At 66.4% G+C, this 20,892-nt stretch carries 18 protein-coding genes; 7 read left to right on the forward strand and 11 right to left on the reverse strand.

The window, feature by feature from the left end:
* Positions 1 to 3: 3 nt before the first annotated feature.
* Positions 4 to 819, reverse strand: a complete 816-nt coding sequence (locus EU513_RS10790; RefSeq protein ID WP_129625905.1) for an HAD-IIA family hydrolase — start codon at positions 817 to 819, stop codon at positions 4 to 6.
* Positions 820 to 871: 52 nt separating this feature from the next.
* The gene (locus EU513_RS10795) at positions 872 to 1,966 is read right to left on the reverse strand and encodes a glycosyltransferase (protein WP_129625906.1); all 1,095 of its coding nucleotides are present in this window, start codon (positions 1,964 to 1,966) and stop codon (positions 872 to 874) included.
* Between the two features lie 181 nt (positions 1,967 to 2,147).
* Here EU513_RS10795 and EU513_RS10800 point away from each other — a divergent pair, with 181 nt between their 5' ends.
* A complete protein-coding gene (locus EU513_RS10800) occupies positions 2,148 to 3,167 on the forward strand; it encodes a glycosyltransferase family 1 protein (RefSeq protein ID WP_168990240.1) in 1,020 nt (339 codons plus the stop codon).
* Here the strand turns inward: EU513_RS10800 and EU513_RS10805 are convergent.
* Both EU513_RS10805 and EU513_RS10810 read right to left on the reverse strand, forming a co-directional pair.
* Positions 3,143 to 4,213, reverse strand: coding sequence for an acyltransferase (locus EU513_RS10805; protein ID WP_168990241.1), 1,071 nt, complete (start codon positions 4,211 to 4,213; stop codon positions 3,143 to 3,145). The genes EU513_RS10800 and EU513_RS10805 overlap by 25 nt on opposite strands.
* Positions 4,214 to 4,272: 59 nt before the next feature.
* A complete protein-coding gene (locus tag EU513_RS10810) occupies positions 4,273 to 5,493 on the reverse strand; it encodes a glycosyltransferase family 4 protein (RefSeq protein ID WP_129625909.1) in 1,221 nt (406 codons plus the stop codon).
* Between EU513_RS10810 and EU513_RS10815 the strand changes: the two genes are divergently transcribed.
* Both EU513_RS10815 and EU513_RS10820 read left to right on the forward strand, forming a co-directional pair.
* On the forward strand, positions 5,450 to 6,394 hold the full coding sequence (locus tag EU513_RS10815; protein ID WP_129625910.1) for a UDP-glucuronic acid decarboxylase family protein: 945 nt from the start codon (positions 5,450 to 5,452) through the stop codon (positions 6,392 to 6,394). The two genes, EU513_RS10810 and EU513_RS10815, sit on opposite strands and share 44 nt — an antisense overlap.
* Entirely contained in the window at positions 6,387 to 7,448 is a 1,062-nt protein-coding gene (locus tag EU513_RS10820; RefSeq protein ID WP_129625911.1) for a glycosyltransferase family 4 protein, read from the forward strand. The genes EU513_RS10815 and EU513_RS10820 overlap by 8 nt, the downstream gene beginning before the upstream one ends.
* Before the next feature lie 625 nt (positions 7,449 to 8,073).
* On the opposite strand, the gene EU513_RS10825 is transcribed toward EU513_RS10820, so the two are convergent.
* The 5 genes from EU513_RS10825 to EU513_RS10845 all read right to left on the reverse strand — a co-directional run bounded on the left by EU513_RS10825 (position 8,074) and on the right by EU513_RS10845 (position 14,006).
* A complete protein-coding gene (locus tag EU513_RS10825; RefSeq protein ID WP_129625912.1) occupies positions 8,074 to 9,237 on the reverse strand; it encodes a glycosyltransferase family 4 protein in 1,164 nt (387 codons plus the stop codon).
* Positions 9,238 to 9,298: 61 nt separating this feature from the next.
* The gene (locus EU513_RS10830) at positions 9,299 to 10,300 is read right to left on the reverse strand and encodes a glycosyltransferase family 2 protein (RefSeq protein WP_129625913.1); all 1,002 of its coding nucleotides are present in this window, start codon (positions 10,298 to 10,300) and stop codon (positions 9,299 to 9,301) included.
* Between the two features lie 4 nt (positions 10,301 to 10,304).
* On the reverse strand, positions 10,305 to 11,963 hold the full coding sequence (locus tag EU513_RS10835; protein ID WP_370447358.1) for an oligosaccharide flippase family protein: 1,659 nt from the start codon (positions 11,961 to 11,963) through the stop codon (positions 10,305 to 10,307).
* Positions 11,878 to 12,516, reverse strand: coding sequence for a phosphatase PAP2 family protein (locus tag EU513_RS10840; protein ID WP_168990245.1), 639 nt, complete (start codon positions 12,514 to 12,516; stop codon positions 11,878 to 11,880). The genes EU513_RS10835 and EU513_RS10840 overlap by 86 nt, the downstream gene beginning before the upstream one ends.
* A gap of 77 nt (positions 12,517 to 12,593) precedes the next feature.
* A complete protein-coding gene (locus EU513_RS10845) occupies positions 12,594 to 14,006 on the reverse strand; it encodes a polysaccharide biosynthesis tyrosine autokinase (protein WP_129625916.1) in 1,413 nt (470 codons plus the stop codon).
* Between the two features lie 100 nt (positions 14,007 to 14,106).
* On the opposite strand from EU513_RS10845, the gene EU513_RS10850 reads away from it, so the two are divergent.
* From EU513_RS10850 to EU513_RS10865, 4 genes are read left to right on the forward strand one after another with little or no spacing between them, the layout of a single operon-like run.
* Complete coding sequence (locus tag EU513_RS10850; RefSeq protein ID WP_239701239.1) at positions 14,107 to 16,080, forward strand: glycosyltransferase; 1,974 nt, start codon at positions 14,107 to 14,109, stop codon at positions 16,078 to 16,080.
* 48 nt (positions 16,081 to 16,128) lie between these two features.
* Complete coding sequence (locus tag EU513_RS10855) at positions 16,129 to 17,493, forward strand: O-antigen ligase family protein (RefSeq protein ID WP_129625917.1); 1,365 nt, start codon at positions 16,129 to 16,131, stop codon at positions 17,491 to 17,493.
* Positions 17,490 to 18,512, forward strand: a complete 1,023-nt coding sequence (locus EU513_RS15920; RefSeq protein WP_168990246.1) for a glycosyltransferase family 4 protein — start codon at positions 17,490 to 17,492, stop codon at positions 18,510 to 18,512. The genes EU513_RS10855 and EU513_RS15920 overlap by 4 nt, the downstream gene beginning before the upstream one ends.
* Positions 18,509 to 19,648: a glycosyltransferase gene (locus EU513_RS10865; RefSeq protein WP_129625918.1), complete on the forward strand. Its 1,140-nt coding sequence runs from the start codon at positions 18,509 to 18,511 to the stop codon at positions 19,646 to 19,648. Before EU513_RS15920 ends, EU513_RS10865 begins: the two co-directional genes overlap by 4 nt.
* 64 nt (positions 19,649 to 19,712) lie before the next feature.
* Here the strand turns inward: EU513_RS10865 and EU513_RS10870 are convergent, their stop codons facing one another.
* A complete protein-coding gene (locus EU513_RS10870; RefSeq protein WP_168990247.1) occupies positions 19,713 to 19,976 on the reverse strand; it encodes a PqqD family protein in 264 nt (87 codons plus the stop codon).
* A complete protein-coding gene (locus tag EU513_RS10875) occupies positions 19,969 to 20,847 on the reverse strand; it encodes a nucleotidyltransferase family protein (protein ID WP_129625920.1) in 879 nt (292 codons plus the stop codon). The genes EU513_RS10870 and EU513_RS10875 overlap by 8 nt, the downstream gene beginning before the upstream one ends.
* Positions 20,848 to 20,892 lie beyond the last annotated feature (45 nt).

Here is a 20,892-nt window from a genome sequence, read left to right on the forward strand (position 1 = left end):
GCGTTACTCCGACGGTCGATCCTCGGCGGGGGCGAGTTCGTCGACCAGCGGAACGACGTCGGCGATCGAGTCACAGATGAGCGTCGGCACGAAGGGATACCGGTCGACCTTCTCCGGACGTGTCGAACCGGTGAGCACCAGGATCGTGCGCAGGCCCGCTTCCAGTCCACTGCGAATGTCGGTGTCGAGTCGGTCGCCGATCATCACCGTCGTCTCCGAGTGCGCCTCGATCTGGTTCAGGGCGCTGCGCATCATCAGCGGGTTCGGTTTACCGACGTAGTACGGCTCGACGCCGGTCGCCTTGGCGATGAGCGCAGCGACCGCACCGGTAGCCGGCAGCTTGCCCTCGGTCGACGGTCCGCTGGCGTCCGGGTTGGTGCAGATGAACCGGGCACCGTTCTCGATCAACCGAATTGCCCGGGTGATCGACTCGAAGGAGTAGGTGCGGGTCTCCCCCAGCACCACGTAGTCCGGGTCGCGGCTCGACATCACGTAGCCGATGTCGTGGATCGCAGTGGTCAACCCCGCCTCACCCACGACGTACGCGGATCCACCCGGACGCTGGTCGTCCAGGAACTGTGCGGTCGCGAGGGCCGATGTCCAGAGCGCGTCCTCTGGCACCTCGATCCCACTGGCGCGCAAGCGTGCCCGGAGGTCGCGGGGCGTGTAGATCGAGTTGTTGGTGAGGACGAGAAAGCGGCGTCCGCTGTCCTGGAGCGCCTTGATGAACTCGGCCGCGCCAGGAATCGCGTGTTCTTCGTGCACGAGCACGCCGTCCATGTCGGTGAGCCACGTCGCCACAGGCTTGTCGTTCGTCATGCGTCCAGTATCCCGACGCCGACGCTGGCGGGACAGCTTGTGCTGTGGTGAGTCAGTTCACGAGTTCGTCGACGGCTCGGCGGATCGAGGCGATGAACGCTTCCTCGCTGAAGGTCGCGGCATGGTCGGTCACGTGGGCACGGTCGAGCGGCAACGAGGCGTGTCGACGGACCGCATCGACGATCTGGTCAGCTTCGGCCACTGGGAAGAAGTAGCCGCTCACCCCCGGCATCACCGTGTCGAGATAGCCACCCGATTGCAGCGCGAGGGCAGGCGTGCCGAACGCCGCGGCCTCGATCACCGTCAAGCCGAAGTCCTCGTGGCTGGGCGCGACCAAGGCCCTCGCGTGAGCGTAGAGCCACCTCAGCTGGGCGTCCGGAATTCCCTCCAGCAGAACGCAATTCGCACCCATCGACGAACGGAGTCGATCGGCGATCGGTCCGCGCCCCACAATGACCAGCCGTTCGTCCGGCATCGAATTGAAGGCGTCGATGGCCTTGTCCACGTTCTTGTACGGAAGTAGCCGCGACACGAGCAGATGGAAGTCGGGCCATCCACGCTGGACCACTTCAGCGGCGGGCTCCTGCAGACCGTCGGTTTCGACGCGATGCGGTGGAAACACCACGTCGGCGCTGATCCCGTACACCTGCTTGATGCGCTCCTGCACAACATGTGAATTGGCCAGGTAGCGATCAGCGGTCTTCGCGGCCAGCGCGTCCCAACGTTTGAGGGCCGGTGTCATGGCCGAGAGCGCAGGCTTGATCACCCCGGCCTTCGTACCTAGGTATTCCTCCGGCAGATAGAGCCACCGAGCCGGCGAGTGACAGTAGACGAGCTTCTTTCCGGTGGTCGGGAATCCATGGGCCCACCCGCTGGACGATGCGACGACGACATCAGCGTCGATCATCACCTGAGAGGCGGCAGGGGCGAGAAACGGAAGCGCAATGCGGTGGTTGGTTCGCAGTGCCCCCACCTTGTTGAGTGGAGACACGCGCACATCGGCATCTCGGAACTCAGGGAAGGTGGTGTCGGGGTCGTAGAGCGTGGTGTGCACCGGCGCTCCCGGGAAGGCCTTCATCAGTGAAAGGACGACGCGTTCGGCTCCGCCGAGCTGGGTCAGGTAGTCGTGTGCGATGGCAATTCTCATCGCCGTTCAGTATGCCCGGACTGTCGCAGTACTGGTGCGTCCGGTTCGAGGTTGCCGACGCCTGAACCCGATCCCGTAGGCTCACGCCGGGTCAGACCATCAAGGGGGTTGGCGAATAAGTATGCGCATCGGGGTCAATACCGCGCTCCTGTCTTCGGCAGGCGATTTCCGTCAGGCCGGAGTGAGCAGGTACATCCGCGAGTTGTTGGCCGCCATGGGACCGCTCACCCGCGACGACGAGGACATCGTGTCGATCAGTCCCGGCGGATCCGGTCCGCTTCGGCACCCTGTGGGCCGCATCGCTTGGGAACAGACCGCGCTCGCCGCACGGGCGCGAATGATGGATGTTGATCTGCTCCATGGGCCGGTGATGGTGGCTCCCCTGCTCGGGCCGCCGAGCGTCGTTACCGTGCACGACCTCGCATTCGTCCGATACCCAGAACACGCGCCCAAGTCCCGCACGGCCTATCTGGCGGCGGCGACCCGGCAATCCGTGCACCGAGCGCGCCGCGTGATCACGGTCTCGCATGCCACTGCTTCGGACCTCATGGACTGGACGGGCCTTCCCGCCGACCGAATCGAGGCAATCCCGCTTGCGGCCACGCCGACGATTCAGCGCCCACCAGCCGATCGCCTCCAAGCCTTCCGACGCGACACCATGGCTTCGCCGTACATCCTTGCCGTCGGGACGATCGAACCGCGCAAGAACCTTCTCACCCTCCTTAACGCCTTCGCGTCCATCGCCGACCGCATCCCGCACACCTTGGTCATCGTCGGCGGCGAAGGATGGAAGAACGCAGCGTTCGAAACCGCTGTCGGCGAACTCGGGCTCGCGTCCCGTATCCGTTTCACCGGACATGTTCCTGACGCAGAACTCAGTTGCTGGTACAGCGCCTGCGACTGTTTCGTCCTCCCGTCCGTGTTCGAAGGATTCGGCCTTCCTCCGCTCGAGGCGATGAAATGCGGCGCGCCGGTGGTCGTCAGCAACACCTCATCCATCCCGGAAGTCGTGGGCGATGCGGGCCTCACTGTGGCGCCACTGGATGTCGTGGGCTTCGCGAACGCGCTGCTCCGGGTGATCGAAGACCGCGGTCTGCGAGCCGAGCTATGTGCGCGAGGTGTCGAGCGGGCCGCGGAGTTCAGTTGGACGCGCACCGCGGAGGCGACGCTGGAGGTCTACCGGGACGCGGAAGGGCGTTGAGCGTCACCACGAAACGCGCTGGCGAAACGGCGGTCCTTCAGACGCAGAAACGGCAATTCGACGAATCGGTAGGAGAAGGCGACGACGGCCAGCGTGACCGCCAGGCCGGCGCAAGAGCGCAGCCAGTCGGGTCCGACCCGGAGTTGATGGGCGAACATGCTCAGAATCGGGAAGTGGTAGAGGTACAGGCCGTACGACCGACGTCCGAGCCAGACGAGAACGCGGTTCGCCCACACCTCGCCCGCGCCGCCCGGCGACACCGCTATTCCCAGCACGATCACCACAGTGAGGAGCCCTGCGACGCCGAACGCTCCGGTGACCCAACCGAATTCCCACGGCACTACAAGCAGGCCAAGCAGGAGGAGCGATGCGACAATTTGAAGCCACCGCAGCGGGCGACCTACCCGTCCGAAGTCCCAGCGGCGCATGGCGACGGCCATTAGGCTCCCCCAAATGATCGGCACCCCACGTACGTATGACGCGCGTACAGCAGCTATCGAGCTAGGCCAGGAAACCATCACCGCGACGACTGCAGCTATTGCGATCCCGATGCCGAGCACGCGGAACAACCCGCGCCGCGACCAAACGAGCACCAACGTGATCGGCCAAAGCAGATAGAAGTGCTCTTCGATCGACAATGTCCACGTGTGTTCGAGTAACGGGGCCGCGTGGCCGAGATAGATCCACCAGTTGGCGACGTAGGCCAGCGCGGCGAGAGATGCTCCGGCCACCTCACCGGACTCGCCGGTGAGTGTTCCGAGCAGCAGCACTCCGGCACAGGTTAGGACGAGTGCCGGGTATAGGCGGAGGAGTCGCCGCAGGTAGAACCGGCCGAGTGCCACGGAACCCGTGGCGGCGTGCTCCCGCACCAGCAGCGAAGTGATGAGGAACCCGCTGAGCACGAAGAACACGTCGACGCCCGCGAATCCGTTCGCCGCCGGACCGAGCGACATGTGGAAAATGACAACGGCCATCGCGGCAACGCCCCGAAGGCCGTCGAGGCCCGGAAGATGCCCCGGACGTGCGGCCCTGACATCTTCATGCATGACACCCTCCAAGCCGAACCGATGTCGTTCCACCCGCAGGCTGCGTTTGTGCAACATCCTCAGGCGATTAGATCGGAATACACGCGCAGGTAAATGTCCGCCACGTGCTCCCACGACAACGACTCCGCGTGGGATCGTGCAGCCATGGGGTCGACTGGCTCGCGATGCGCCGCGACGAGTGCATCTGCGAGGGCGCGGGTGTCATTCGGGTCGACGCCCCAACCCAAGCCGCCGGTCGCGTCGGCGAGTCCACCGTTGGTGCTCCAGACTACGCCCCGCCCAGCAGCCATCGCCTCGACGGCGACGATCCCGAAGGGTTCGAGCCGGCTCGGCACCACGGCGACCCGGCTGCGCGCGAGCAGGTCCTGGACGCCGGAGCGGTCGAGCGACCCGACGAATTCGACTCCGGAACCGGCCAATTCGCGCAATGCCGGGGTCTGTTCGCCGTCGCCACCGATGCGCAGCACAGCGTCCGGCAACTCCGTGCGGACCAACGCGAACGCCCGGATGAGGAGGTCGAGCCCCTTCTGCGGCACGTGGCGGCCCCACGCAGCGAAGGTCGGTTGGGTGGGCAGTTCGGTCACTTCCCACTGGGCGGGGTCGACGCCGTTCGGCACCACCAGGCAGTCGGCGAAGCGTGCGGCCACGGCGGCTGCGTCGTCGCCGGCCCTGCGTGAGCACGCGGTGAGCAGCGCTGCCCGCCGCGACCCGGCCCGCAGCGCGAGACGCATCTGAGCGCTGTGCTGGTAAATCTGCCCCGCATCCATCGTCACCTCGCCCTGCGTGGTGATCACGAACGGCACGCGGTGTCGCGCGGTATATGCGGTGAGGGCCGGCACCTGGTTGGCCGGGCACTGCACGTGCACCAGGTCTGGGGGTGCCCCGATCGCGGCCAGCGCACGCAGTTGGCGGGCGACGGTCGCCGGGTAACCGGCGAGTGCCCGCGGGTCACGACCCGGCAGGTCGAACACGATCCGGCGCACCGGAACCCCCTCCGCTTCGTCGACCTCGGGGAGGTCGGGCGGGTGACGATGGACGACGACGGTCACCTCGTGACCGCGTCGCTGATACTGCCGCGCCAACTGGAGTGTGAGTTCTTCGACGCCCCCCTTGGCGGGAAAGAAGGCACTGGGGGCCAGCCATATCCGCACAGGCTCAACTAAACAACACAGGTCGTGGTTCGATGTGTGTCGGTCCGACTTCCGGACCAGGGGTTTCACGCGGAATAGGGCGGCAATGGTCGAACGTCGGGTGTTGGTTACTGGCGGCGCGGGATTCATCGGGTCGCACCTGGTGGAGCGCTTGCTCGAGCGGGGCGACGAGGTGCTCGTCGTCGACAACTTCTACTCCGGGCTGCGGTCGAACGTGCACCATTTGATCGGCCACCCGTCGTTCGAGCTGATCCGGCACGACGTCACGTTCCCGCTGTACGTGGAGGTCGACGAGATCTACCACCTGGCCTGCCCGGCAAGCCCGGTCTACTACCAGCGCGACCCTGTGCAGACCACCAAGACCAGCGTGCACGGCTCGATCAACATGCTGGGCCTGGCAAAGCGCACCGGGGCGAAGATCTTGCTCGCCTCGACCTCCGAGGTCTATGGCGACCCGGAGGTGCACCCCCAGCAGGAGGGCTACTGGGGCCACGTCAACCCGATCGGCATCCGCTCTTGCTACGACGAGGGCAAACGGTGTGCCGAGACGCTCTTCTTCGACTACTGGCGCCAGCACGACCTGCCGATCAAGGTGGCGCGCATCTTCAACACCTACGGGCCACGGATGCGTCCCGACGACGGGCGCGTGGTGTCGAACTTCATCGTTCAGGCGCTCGCCGGCGAACCGATCACCATCTACGGCGACGGCCAGCAGACTCGCTCGTTCTGCTTCGTCGACGACCTGGTCTCGGGGCTGATCTCGCTGATGGATTCGCCCCCCTCGTTCACCGGGCCGGTGAACATCGGCAACCCCGGCGAGTTCACCATGCTCGAACTCGCCCAGAAGGTGATCGCACTGACCGACAGCGACTCGCAGATCGAGCATCGTCCGCTCCCCCAGGACGACCCGGTGCGACGCCGCCCGGACATCTCGCTCGCCCAGTCGGAGCTCAGATGGGCCCCGCAGGTCGTACTGGACGACGGTCTCGCGAAGACCGTCGACCACTTCCGGTCGCTGCAAGATGCCTGACCTCACCGCCGATCCGCTGCGGATCGCGATGATCTCGCACTACCTGCCCAGCGCCAGCAAGATCGGGGTCGGTTACCAGGCGCACGCATTGGCCAACGCTCTTGCTGATCGAGGCCACCACGTCACAATGTTCAGCGACTCCCCGCCCGTCGAGGATGCGCGGTATGCGCACCGGCTCGTCGCGGTCGAAGGACCGCTGCGGACCTTCCGCTTCGCGACCCACTTGAGGCGCATCGACTTCTCCGGCTTCGACGTCGTGCACGCACACGGGGACGACTACTGGCTGTGGAAACGTCGTGCGCCTGTTCACGTACGCACCATGCACGGGTCGTGTTTCGAGGAGGCGAAGCACATTCCCGGCGCGAAGGAGAAGCTGCGGATGGGCGCGCTCGGGGTGACCGAACTGCTCGCCTCGGTCGTTGCGGACCGGACCGTCTTGGTCTCCCCCGACACCCGCAAGTGGATGCCGTGGGTGCTCGATGTCGTGCCCAACGGCGTTGACACCGCACGCTTCACGCCTGCGGCGGCGCCGAAGTCAGACCACCCCACGGTCCTTTTTGTCGGCACGTGGCGCAACCGCAAACGAGGCGCCGAACTCGCCCGGATCTTCACCGCCGAGGTGCGCCCCCAGGTGCCCGACGCCGAGCTGTTGATGGTGACGCACGATGCCCCCGCGACGCTGCCCCACGGTGTGCGGGCGCTAGGTCGCCTCTCCGACGAGGAGTTGGCGCGTGCGTATGCGAGCGCATGGGTGTTCTGCCTGCCGTCGGACTATGAGGGGTTCGGCATTCCCTATGCCGAGGCCATGGCCTCGGGCACACCGGTGGTCGCAACGCCCAACATCGGTGCGCGGTATGTGTTGCAGAGCGGGCAGACCGGCGGGGTGCTCGCCGAACTCGACGGGCTCGGCGCTGCGCTCGTGAAGGTATTGACCAGCAGCCCCTATCGAGAGTCGTTGCGGCGCAAAGCGATCGAGCGCAGCGAGGACTTCTCCCTCGATCGAGTGATCGACCGCTACGAGGCGTACTATCGTAATCGTATACTACACCGCTGAGCACATCGCCTGTCGGCTCTGCCAGACGGCGACAAGTGCGGGCCCGAGGATGCTGCGATGCAGAAACTACCTGCGATGCTGCGCCCAACAACTTCGACACTGCCTCAACGCTTTGAGATGCCTGCACGCGAAGTGACCGCCGGAACGAGGGTGCGAGTATAGCGCCCCGCGTGAGCCCGACTGCCACCGAGAGATGCGTCGCTGTGCCTCGCTTATCACCTCGTCGATAGCACCCCCTCGCCGCGTCCAATGCCTGGAACCCGTAAAGTTCACGAGTACGACTCAGGCCAGAATCGCACGCCCGAACAGAGTCGAAATCACCCTTACCGACCGCCTGATCTCTGTGCGCAGCGATGATGCGCGAGCGCTCGCGCAACCCGGCCCGATAGTTCGCTGAGGAATTTGCGCCATGCTAATGATAACGCGCGAGGGATTCCATAATTCCCACATAGACCCCTCCAAGGCGTGCGGGGGACTGACCGTGGCGGTTGGCGGGGAAGGTCCGTAATGACCGAGACACTGGCGGTCGTGCCGCCTGAAGATGCTCCTGTCCCTGACCTCGATGCGTCTGCCTCGGTTGCTGAGCCGAGCGCCGTGCCTGACAAGGCGCTGGATACGGGTCCGTTTACCGCGACAGTGCGTCCTCGTAGGCCGCGGCCAATAGTGGAGCGACGGCCGCCACGGAGTAACGCTCGACTGCCCGAGACCGGCCACGCAGACCAAGCTCTGCCGCCACGTCGGGGCTGGTGAGCGTCTCCGCGATGGCGCGAGTCAGTCCGTCAATGTCGTAATCATCGACCACCCACGCTGCGTCCCCGACGACATGCGGGATCGAACCCGTCCTGGTCGTTATGAGGGGCCTCCCCGACGCCATGGCCTCGGCCAAAACGTATCCGAACTGTTCTTGCCAATACGGCGTGGAAAGGCTCGGGATGACAACGACATCGGCGGACCGGAACACCCGGGGTATGTCCGCGTACGACTGACCTTCCAGCAGATGAACGCGCTCGGCAACACCGAGTGCCTCCGCGGCCACTTTCACCCTTGTCGTTTGCGGGCCATTGCCGACAAGCACCAAGTGGGGAGCCGCCGCAGCACCGACGACCTTTGAGAAGGCGTGGACGAGTTCGATGACGCCCTTCTCCCTGATCATCCGACCCACGAAGAGCACGATCGGCGCGTCGGCAGGGATGCCGGCCCGCGCCGCAAGGAACGAGCGGTCGTGACCGGACTCGAATCGATCCGTGTTCAGGGCCGCAGGAACGACTCGGATCCGGTCTTCTTCCACTCCCTCGGCAATCAGCGTGTCCCGCGCCGGTTCCGTCACCGCTACGAAGACGGCGGCTGCGTCGCGGACACGCTGTTTGCGCTGCGTCATGACCGGGTCATCGTCGTACAGGAACGGAATGTTCTCCCAACAGGTCAACACAAGCCGAGCGCCGATGCTGCGGGCAATTTCGACGCACTGGTCAGTGAACGGGATGAACGTCTCCGCAGCGTGGACGATGTCGGCCGACCCGATTGCTTCGCGCAGTCCGCGCAGCATGCCGGCCTTCTTCAGGGGTGGGGGCAGGGGCAACCCGGCGCGGCGCGCAACTCGCACCGCTCGCCCGTTCACGTGCGGCGCCAGCAGTGTGACTGGCACGGGAACCAGGTCGACCTCATAGTTTGCGGGCGACTCTCCGATGGCTCGGACCTCGAAGCCGTCCAGGCCGGCGAATACCTGCGTCTCGAACGGGTTCAGCGCGCTACCTCGCACAAACGCCACCGACGGCCCCGCACCTGTCATGCCAATCCCCCATTGCTCATTAATCGCCGAACTCGATCACGTCTCCATCCTGCCCTGTCGCTCAATCACCCTCGCAGTCGGATCCAACGGCGCGGAGGTCGCTTTCCGCACTGCCGCCCGCTGCATACGACTGTGGGTCCTGCTCGGCCCAGTGCTTTGCGGCTCGTTGGAGCCGAGCAGGCGCCGCACCGAACCGGCCGGTGACCGCGTCGCGGAGGGCGTAGCCCAGCACAAGCCCGTTTCGTACGACGGCCCGGGTGCCCCGGCCTGGGCGCGGCTTGAGGTGCGGAAGCAGTTGTCTTCGTAGGAAGCGGGTCTCGCCGAGCACTCCCGCATTCGTGCGCTCATGCACAAACGTCAGACCGTTGCGCGCGTAGAAGTACAATCCGAGGTAGCTGAATTCTCCTGCGAATGAAGCGGAAACGGTGTGGTGGATCACCGCCCGTGTGTCGACCAGCAGCGGAACTCCAAGCCGCGCAGCCCGAACACTCCAGTCGGAGTCCTCGAAGTTGAGGAAGAACCGCTCGTCGAACAGCCCGACGCGCCGCCACACCGCCGCCGTGGCCGTGATGCAGCAGCCGGTGAGCACCTCGGACTCACGAACGCCGTCGTCGGTCGGCGACAATTCGCCCTCGCCCAGATGGCGCGCAAGCCCTGTGGACGGGTCGACGACGCCACCACCGAACCACACGCGGCCGGGCTTGCTGAGATACCGGACCTCCGGCGCAACCGCGGCCCCTCCTGCAGCTGTCAGTTCCAGTTGCTCAAGGGCGCCGGGCAGAACCATGGTGTCGTTGTTGAGCACAGTCACCGTCCGGGCACTCCGCTCCAGCGCCCAACGGAGCCCCGCGTTCATGCCTCCCGTGAAGCCCCCGTTCGTTCCCAATTGGAGCGTTGAGATGCGGTCACCGAATCGCAGGCGGGACGCATCGATGACACCGTCGAAGGATCCGTTGTCGATCACCAGCGGGTGAATCGTGGGCTCGCTCAGTACGATCGAGTCGAGACAACGCAACGTGTCTTCCCTACCGAAGTAGGAGAGAACCACAACCACATGATCCATTACCTCAACCCTGCACAGTCAAGAGCCGGAGCACTGCCCCGGCGGAGCGGTGGAGGCGACGTGGCATAGCACGCTGGATGGCGACGGCGTCTTCCTGTGCCAGGCCGGCCCGAGTGGTCCGAAGCATCAGAAGGAAGACTGCACACCCGACGGGGATCGCACAGAATGCTGCGACCCACCGACCCAGCTGGATCGGCTCGATCAGGGCCCATGTCGCAACTGCGACCGTGACTGCGAATGTCAGGCTCCCCGTCTGCTTGACCATTTCGGACCAAGGCATCTGCATCGCGCGCAGTTCGCTGCCGACGAGCAGGACCAGTTGGACCAGCGCCCCACTCACATTGGCGATCACTGCTCCCCATCCGCCGAGCGATGGAATGAGTGCGAATGCGACACCCACATCGACGATCAGCGCCAGCAAGTTGACCCTGAGAATCGTGCCGGCGGCCAGGCGCCCCATGACGAACGCTGAGACCGGACCACTTGCGACGAGCAACCCGGCAGAGATCGCAAGGGCGACGAACATCGGTTCGCTCTGCGAGTAGGCGTCTCCGTAGAGCGCTGGCATGAGCAGTGCGAAGAACGGAACACCTGCGACCAACAACAACGAAACGATCAGCGCTGAAGCACGGATCGTCCGCCGGAATGCCGCCTCCACCGCCGATGCTTGAATCTCCCGAAGTCCGGAGATCGCGGGCATCAACGGTCCGACCAATGCCTGCGCTGGGGCGAAGATGTGCGACGCCAGGCCGTAGGCCAAAGCGAAAGTACCGACCGCCGCCGCGTCCCCGAGCCAGGCGAGGAAGAACACTTCGGTGCGCGACAGGACCAGCGTGGCAACGAGCCCTCCGATCGCCGTTGGCACTGCGAATCTCCAGAAACCCGCCGGCATGCCCACCGGAATCTGTGGGTGGAGCACCGCGCGCCGATAGCCGGGATCAACAACAACGAGGGCGAGGCCAACCCCGAGCCCGCCAGCGGCCAGACGAGCAGCCCAGACAGCGTCTGCCGTGCCTACCAACCAGAGTGAAAGTAACGTCGCCGCCTGAACCAATATGTTCACAACCATCGCGTTCTGGGCGCCGGCGGCTGTCTTGTTCTCGATCGCAAGACATGTCGTCGCGCCGTCAAGAAGCGCAGGGCACCAGACACCGAACACAAGCGCAAGCAGAAGCATCGGCAGAGGTACATCGGCCACGAGCAAAACCACGAGCGTCAGCAGGGGTGCCGCGATGAACAGTCGGAAGCCTTGTGCCTTGGACAGGAGCCGTCGAACGTCGTCGTGGCGCCCTAGTGCGTGCCGCTTGGCGCCGAACTGGATCGTTCCAGTCGTCACCCCCACTGCGATGATCCCGCCCACGACGTCCATCAACGTCATCAGGAACGCGAGTCGTCCGTAATGAACGACTCCCAGCGCCCGTGCCAGGATCAGATTGACGACGAAGCCCATGGGAACAGCAGTGATCGTGTGGAGCATGGTCCAACTCGCACCGCGGATCGCCCGGTCCTGCAGTGCCCGGGGCCCCAGTTGTCCGGCAGCCCCAGCGCTGGCCATTTGATCCGGCCCCGGGCCGCTTTCAGCGCTCATCTTCGGTGCTCCATCTTCGAGCGTCGCTGCCGCGCTCACCGTCCTCCTCGCCGCCGACAGAACTCGGAGTCTCATGAAGCGCGTTGGCGGAGTCAACGATCACCGGGCGTCGCCAGCCGCTGATGGCCATTGCGATCGCCGTCGTGCCCGCAACGAGCAACAAGCTGCCGAGCACGTCGCTAGGCAGATGGGCATAACTCACGACGTTGCCGAGCGCCCCCAGCCCAGCAACTCCCGCGGCGACCACGAGGACGACCTGCGGAGGGCGCGACGGCCAGAGGAACACGGCTGCGACACAAGCCGATGCAATGAGCGCGGCGTGGGTCGACGGATAGGTGTTGTTGCTCGGGAGCGAGACGCCGAAGTCGGGACGATCCGGACCGCTGCGACGCAGAAGCCAAGCGATCACAGGTGCCACCGCGACTATCGTCGTTGCGACGAGTGCCCTCCACCGGCGTCGCGCGGCAGCGACGAGCGCGAGCGGAGCGACGACGACAAGACCGAGGACAGGCCCGACGTCGCGGGCCATCTCACCAAGCACGGTGTCGATCGGCGGTCGAATGTGATTGTGCAGGAAGCTGTTTGTCGCGGAGTCCAGGCGTTGGCCCTGGGCCGATCGGACAGCCACGAGGTATGACACGGTAAACAGTGCGAACAGGGCCGCCCCCGCGACCATGGACCGCCGGCAGTGGCGCCGTCGCTCGGTCACCGGCGCGCGAGTGCCCGCCGCCGGCCACCCTTCGCGTGGCTTTCACGCTTGGTCCCCGAACGCGTCGACGATTCCGACTCATAGGTATAAGTGCCGTAGTACGACTCCGACTTCGCGCTCACCATGTTCATCGCAAAACCGTCGATCTCGACACCGGCGGTCTGCAGCACCTTCACCGCCTGTGCGAGATCCCGCTTTCGCGTTCGATCTGCAGCCACGACCATCACAAGTCCGGCGGTCAGTTTGTCGAGCAGCACCGCGTCAACCACCGGGAGCACGGGAGGGCTGTCCACCAGGACATAGTCGAAGTCTGCTCCGAGCTTCTCGAAGACCTCGGTCATCCGTTGGGAACCGAGAAGTTCGCTCGGGTTCGGCGGCACCTGCCCGGCGGCGAGGATGTGGAGGTTGGTGTCGCCGTAGGGCTGAATCACGTCGTTGAGGTCGGCCCGGCCGAGCAGCACAGTCGTCAACCCGGCCGCGCCTTCCAAGCCGAGCGTGCTCGCCACGGTCGGCCTCCGGAGGTCGGCGTCCACAAGCAGCGTGCGAGAGCCGGTCTCCGCCACGGCTCGGGCCAAGTTGATCGCCGTCGAAGTCTTCCCTTCACCCGGCACGGCAGACGTGATCAGAAAGGCGTTCCCGGTGGTCGTGACGTCGACGAACATGAGACTCGTGCGCAGTCGACGCACGGCCTCCAGGTAGCCGTGGCGCTCCGCTGCGCGCGAGTTCCAGGACGAGATCACCTTCTGCATATTGTCTGCCGGGAGAGCCGCCAGAAGCGGGCTGTCCGACACCGTCTGCAGGTCACCCTCGCCTCGAACCTTCGTGTCGAACACATTGCGCATGAGGGCGAAAGCGACGCCGAGCAGCAGGCCTGCAAGCGCGGCAAGCTCGATGTTGCGTGTGACGTTCGGCGACGTCGGTGACGCAGGCACGCCGGCCGGCGAAATCGTGGTCGCGGCGACAGCCTGGCCGGACGACTTCAGCAAGGGCGAGAAGGTGGCTGCGGCCTCGGCGAGCTGGGGTCCCGTTGCATTCGCGATGGCGGCCGCCCGACGAGGATCGGAATCGACGGCAGTGACGTTCAGGATGGAAGCGCTTGGATTGACTGTCGCCGAGACATTGATCGGGTACCCGGCCGGCAGCCCGAGGCGGCGGCGAAGGGGCTCGATGACCGGGGGCGATCCGAGGACCGCAACATAGGTGTTGAGATCTTGTGCAGTGATGACTGCGATGCCATTGTTCGCGTTTGAACTCTGGGCAGTCGTCTGGAGGTAAAAACTCGATCGCGCAGTGTAGGAGCGGGGCTGTTGCATGGTGACGAGAGCCGCGACCGCGACGACGACGAGGGTGCACAGGGCGATGATGCGCCATCTGCGGCGCATTACCCTCAGAAACTCACGCAAGGTCACGATTGAATCCATCTGTCCGGTGGACACGTCGTCGTCAGCGATGATGCTGCGCCAGTGGACGCCCCCAACTGTCCTTACCCCAATTCTGCAGGAGTGTAACGTGCGTGTCCTACGCCTCTCGCACAGCGCGGTCGTCACCGCCTGGCGGGCCCGCGATCGGTTGATCCGCGCGCATGACATCGACCTCCGGCTGCTGTCGGCGAAGGTGTGGGACGAAGGCGGGCGCAACGTCACGCTCACTCCCCATCCAGGCGAGCAGGTGACCGGGGTGGCCACTCGGGGTAAGCACCCTGCCCTCTTCGTCTACGACCCGCGGCCCGTTTGGCGGGAGCTGCGCCGGCCGCTCGACGTCATCGACATCCACGAGGAACCGTTCGCGCTGGCGACTGCCGAGGTGCTGCTGCTACGGCGGCTGGCCCGCCAACCGGCGCCGTACGTGCTCTACTCCGCGCAGAACCTCGACAAGCGCTACCCCGTGCCGTTCCGTTGGCTCGAACGCTGGGCCTTGCGGCACGCAGCGGCCGTGCAGGTCTGCAACGCCGAGGCCGGGCGCATCGTGGAGCGGAAAGGATTCCCCGGCCGGTCGACGCTGCTCGGCCTCGGCATCGACACCTCCCAATTCACACCCCGTCCCGACCACCGACCGACAACGGGTGAGATTTGCGTCGGCTACGCCGGACGCTTCGAATCGCACAAGGGAGTGGGCGTGTTACTCGAGGCGCTCGCCCTCGAACCGCGGCTGCATCTCCAACTCGCCGGCGCGGGTCCGTCCGAGGCACGGCTTCGAACACAGGCCGCAGAACTGGGGATCGAGCCGCGGATCACCTGGCGCGGGTCGCTTTCCGGTGCGGCGCTCGCCGACTTCTACCGCGAAATCGACGTACTGGCCGTGCCGTCGTTGACCACGCCGAGTTGGATCGAGCAGTTCGGCCGCGTCGCCGTCGAGGCGATGGCCTGCGGCACCCCAGTGGTCGCTTCCGCCAGCGGTGCCCTACCCGATGTGGTCGGCGACGGCGGCCTGCTGGTGCCCGAAGCCGACCCCCACGCGCTGGCCGAGGCGCTGGTGCGGGCCGGCACCGAGCCGGAGCACGGTCGTCTCTCGGCGGCCGCGACCGCACGGGGCGTGCACTACGACTGGCGGCAGATCGCTGCCGACCAGGTGGAGATGTACCGCCGGATGCTGCACGAGCCATTGGCGACCGGGGAGCGCCGAGTGCACGTCGTGCTGGTCGCCTACGGCTCCCCCGACCTCGTCGACCGCGCGCTCGCGCCCCTCGTCGGCTTCGACATCACGGTGGTCGACAACAGTTCACGGACCGACATCGCCGAGGTCGCCGCCCGCCACGGGGCCGCCTACGTCGACCCCGACCGCAACGGCGGGTTCGGCGCGGGAGTCAACGTCGCGCTCGGGCGGCCCGACGTGGCGGGCGCCGACGTCCTGCTGCTCAACCCCGACGCCGTGATCTCCCCCGCCGAGGTGCACATCCTGCATACCCACCTCCTGGCCGACCCGGACCTCGCGAGCGTCGCGCCCGCTCAACACGATGCCGACGGAAGTCCGTCACGGGTCGCTTGGCCGCTCCCCTCGCCGGGCCGGTCGGTGCTCGAAGCGGTCGGTCTCGGCCGCCTCGGCCCACAGAACACGTACGTCATCGGGGCGATCATGCTGCTGCGCGCCGAGGCGCTGGCCCAGGTGGGCGGTTTCGACGAGCGGTTCTTTCTCTACGCCGAGGAGACCGACTGGGCGTCTCGCGCCGTGCGCCTCGGCTGGCGGCACGCGCTGGTGCCCGAAGTCGACGCCCTGCACATAGGCGCTGCGACGAGCAGCAACTCCGATGTCCGCGAGGCGCATTTCCACGCCTCGCAGGAGATCTACCACCGCAAGCACTTCGGGGCGGCCGGTTGGCAGGTTGCCCGCTGGGCACAGATCGCCGGCGCGGCCGCACGCAGTGTGGTCTTGAGCGGCGACCGCGGCGCGCAGGCTCGGGCCCGGGCCCGTCATTACCTGCAGGGGCCGTTGGCGGTGCGTGCCGCACTTGTGCGAACCTCTGACCAGTACGAGTCGACGACCTGATCAGGGCAGGCGCACATAGGACCCAGGGCGAGAGCAGGAGGGGGACGCGTGGCCGCACACAGCACCGTGCGACGGCTGCTGCATTGGGGCGGCGTCGCGTTGGTGGCAGTCGTCGCCCTGGCACTACTGCTCGGAGCCGGCCAACAGATTACGCACCGGCCGACCTTGGTGGTGATCGGGGCGGTGATCGTGTTGTTGTTCGCGCTCAGCCTCACCGAGTCGGCGCTGGTGCCGATCGCGTTCCTCCCGCTCTACCTGGTCAGCACGCGCGCAGGCCTCGGTGGCATTGACCTGTCGGTGTCCGACCTCGCCCTCTTCGCCGCCTTCTGGCCGGCGGTGCTCCTCGCGCCCCGTCCGTTCTCCCCCGCCCTCCGCACCCTGCTGTGGCTGTCGGCGACCTACCAGGCGTGCCTACTGTTCACCCTCATCCAGAACCCCTACCGCGCGAACTACTTCGAGTGGGCACATGAGTGGTTGCTGATCAGCGGGGCGTTGGTCATCGGCTGGACCATCGGGAGGCGCGGCTACGCCGGGCTCGGCCTCAGCATCCTGCTCGCGGGCGCGAGCGTGCTCGCGGTGATCACGATCGTCACCGGTCTGCGGCAGTACGCCGGAGGCGACTTCTCTGCGGTGTACGTGACGTCGCCGATGCCGATGCACAAGAACTTCATCGGACCGCTCATGAGCGTCTGCGCCATCGTCGCCTGGCTTCGGCCACCCCAGATGAAGCTCGGTCGGCTAACCCCCGTGGTGCTCGGCCTGCTGCTGGTGGCGCTCGGGATGAGCCAGTCGCGCCAGGCGATCGTCGGTCTCGCTGTTGCCATGGCGGTCGTCGCCGTGCGCCGGGGCGTGAAGCACCCGCGCCGCGTGCTGACGTTCGCGGCAGTTCCTGCCCTCGGCTTCACCACACTCACCGTGCAGGAACAACTCAGCACGACTTCCGATGCCGCGCAGTTCAACTCGGCCAACCAACGAGTCACCTGGTTCGCCGACACGATGGACGTCTGGGCGCACCAACCTCTCGTCGGGGTCGGCCTGCGCTGGTGGTACACCAACCGGTTCACCCACCGCTTCCAACCACCCAATGCATTGCTCGAGGTCGGCTCGTCGGCCGGCCTCGTCGGCGTGCTCGGCTTCGTGATCTGGGCCATCGGCAGCGTCGTAGTCACCTCGCGCGACCGCTCGGTCTATGGAATGATCGCCTTCGGCGTGCTGGTCGATCGCATGGTGCAGGGGCAACTCGACATCTTCTGGGTGGCCGTGACAGCGTCTCTGCCGTTCGTCATCATCGGCATCTGTCTCGGTGGCCGAGCCGCCGAACTCGACCCCACCGGCGCGGGCGCAGACATCCGGACTATGCGCGGCGCCGGTGGCAGCCACCGCGTCGAGGTGGCCGGAGCCAGTCCGCGGTGAGGGTGGTCCACGCGATCCGGTCGGGCAACTTCGCCGGAGTCGAACGCCATGTGCTCAGTTTGGCCATCACCCAGCGGCAGCGCGGTGACGAGGTGACGGTCATCGGTGGCGATGCCTCGCGGATGCAGGCCCCATTGGCCGAGGCCGGCGCACGGTTCACCCCGGCGACGACCACCCTCGACGTCGTCCACGCGTTGGCACGGCTGCGCAGTTGGGGCCCCGACGTGATCAATGCGCACATGACGGCTGCGGAGACGGCGGCAGTGATTGCCGGGCTCGCCCCCGGCGCGGCACCGATCGTCGCCACCCGGCACTTCGCTGCGCATCGTGGCCGCCGGCCGGCGCTCCGACCGATCCTGCGCCTCGGTACACGCCGCTTGGCCGCACAGATCGCGGTGAGCGACTTCGTTGCAGCGCACATCGATGGGCCGTCCACCGTCGTCCACTCCGGCGTGCCGGTGCGACCGCACTCCGACGTGCCACGCGAACGCACCGTGCTGGTCGTGCAGCGGTTGGAGCCGGAGAAGCTCACCGACCTCACGTTGAGCGCGTTCTCGCGCTCGGGCCTTGCCGCCGAAGGCTGGCGGCTGGAGTTGGTGGGCGACGGCGCCTTGCGTAACGACCTGCAGGACAACGCTGTTCGGCTCGGTATCGCCGGAGCCACAACCTTCCTCGGGCACCGCTCCGACGTGCCCGACCGGATGGATGCGGCCTCGATCCTCGTAGCGCCCACCGCCTCCGAGGCGCTGGGCCTGACCGTCCTGGAAGCGATGGCCGGTGGCCTGCCGGTGGTCGCATCGGCGTCCGGCGGCCACCTGGAGACCGTCGGATCCGCCTCGGATGCAGCGATGTTCCCGGCGGGTGACGTCGACGCTGCCGCCCAGCTGCTGCGCGAGCTCGCCGCCGCCGAGAGTCGACGCGTTGCCTACGGCGCGGCCCTCCGCGCGATCCAACGCGAGCGATTCACCCTCGAAGCCCAGGCCGAGGCCACCGACGCCGTCTACCGGAGCGTGCTGTGACCGCACACGACCTCGTGGTGATCTCGTTGGAGGCCTGGGACGAGGTCTGGCGCCGCAACCAACATCTCGTGCACCGACTGCTGCTCACCGACCCCGCGCTGCGCGTGCTCTGGGTCGAGCCGAGCGTCGACCCGCTCCACGCCGCTCGCTCGGGTCGACGTGCACGACCTGGGCGTGGCCTGCGTCCCGGCCCGAGCCTGCCGGGCGAGAACGGCACCAGAATCCTCCTGCTCGAGCCCACCAAGCTCCTCCCCCGCAAAATCGATCGCGGACAGGATCTGCGGTGGGCCCGCCACATCGCGCAGACGGCGAGGCGCATCGGTTTCGAACGTCCCCTGCTGTGGGTGAACGACCCACGGGGCGCAGACGTGCTCGACGCGACGGGTTGGCCGGCGATCTACGACATCACCGATGACTGGCTGCAAGCGGATCGCACCGCTGCGGAGTTGGCGCGATTGCATCAGCACGAGTCACTGCTGCTCGACCGGTGCGCGCAGATCGTCGTGTGCTCGCCCGCGCTCGAACGCACCAAGCAACGCGCCGGTCGCACCACCCTCATCCCGAACGCCGTTGATCCGGAGACCTACCGCCGACCCGCACCGCGCCCACATGATCTCCCGGTCGGCGCCAACGCCGTATACGTCGGGACGCTGCACACCGACCGCATCGATGTGTCCCTGGCCATCAGGACAGCAGAGCGTCTCGCCGGCCGTGCGACGCTCACCCTCGTGGGACCGAACCTTGTTACGCCCGACGACCGCACCCGCCTCGAGAGGGCAGGAGTGGTGCTCCTAGGGCAAAAACCGGTGATGGATGTGCCCGCCTATCTCCAGCACGCTGACGTGCTCGTCGTGCCACACCTGGTCAACGCATTTACCGACAGTCTCGACCCGATCAAGGTCTACGAATACGCGGCGGTCGGTCGACCGGTGGTGAGCACAAACGTCGCCGGCTTCCGGGATGCGCGTGACGATCGCGTGACGATCGCCGACGGCGAAGCATTCGCAGATGCTGTTGCCGAAGCGGTGCCCGCCCAGTGGCGGTTCCCCGATCGGGCCGACCGGCCGGTGCCGTCGTGGGACGACCGAGCACGCCAGATGGCGAGTGTTATCTCCGCCGCCACGGGCTGGGCGTAAGGGCGGAGACGATGGAGCCGGTCAGAAACGGTCACTGCCCTCGCGTTCAGGCTCCAGCGCGACATCACCGCTCTCGCAGGATCCCCACTGCAAGCAGTTCCACGACGAATCGGTCGACCTCAGGCGCGAGTTCACTCGGTGGCATGTCGTAGTGAGCCGCCAGGTCGCGGATCAGACCTTCGCGCGACGTCCCTGCCTGACATGCCCCCCAAATCGCCGCCGCAGTCTCGTTCATCACCATCAACGGGCCGTCCGGCAGCTTCGCAACGTAAAAAGTGTCGTCGGTGCATACCCAGCCGACACGTTCACCAATCACAAGGTCAGCCACGTCGTGACCGCCCGCGCCACCATGTCCAACTCTCCTGCCCTGCTTTCGATGCGCGCCGGATCGTCTCCGCAACAATCTCCGACCGTGTCGGCTGCCGTCCCAACCGATGAGACAAATCATCGAAATTGACGCGCGGCGCACGTGCGATGATCCGAATCCGCTGCCGCCACGAGTGCGCTGCACGGTACCGTCCCAACCATTCGGCAGTGCGGCTCCCGTCCTGCGTCACCGCGCTCCAGAGGGTGTAGTCAGGCTCCCTGCTGAAATCAGCGAGATGTCCCGTCGCTGCCGCGAAGGCCACCTGAGCCTGAAGTTGCCCAACACAGCGCTCGATCACCGCGGGATCGATGCCCGGCTCTACGATCCAGCGCTGGACGGGGTCGCCGACGCCCGACCTGGCGGCATTCAGGATCAGAATCGTGGCCTGCATCGGCAAGGATGGAACAGAACCGGTCGCCCCCGCGAGCTGGCGGGGTTGTCGTTCCTTCCACAGCAGCTCGAACGCTTCGTCGGCGGGGAGGTTGATGCCGGGAAACCAGCGATGTAGATCGAAGTAACCCCACAAGTCGTGCAAGTACGTCTGTGCATGCTCGAACGGCGACCCATTCGCGAAGGTGCTGTGGATCCGCCAGCCACGGGCACGTAGCGCCGTGTCGAGCCGGCTGACGTGGGCCGGGCGGACCAACGCATCGACGTCTGAGCCAGGTGCTTGTCTCGGGCTGAGGCGAGAATCGACAGCCTCGCCTTTGATGTGCAGCAAGTGAGCGCCGGCATCATCTGCGATGAGCTGCACCGCCGCTCTGCCGAGGACCACACGGACGCCGGAAGGCGCCTCCACCCGCTGCACACCGGTCCCACTCTGCATCGTCATCGGATGCAGCCTAACCCCGGTGGACAGCGACGCGTCTGGTCTCCG

It is taken from the genome of Yimella sp. RIT 621, assembly GCF_004146205.1.
Taxonomy (GTDB): Bacteria; Actinomycetota; Actinomycetes; order Actinomycetales; family Dermatophilaceae; genus Yimella; species Yimella lutea.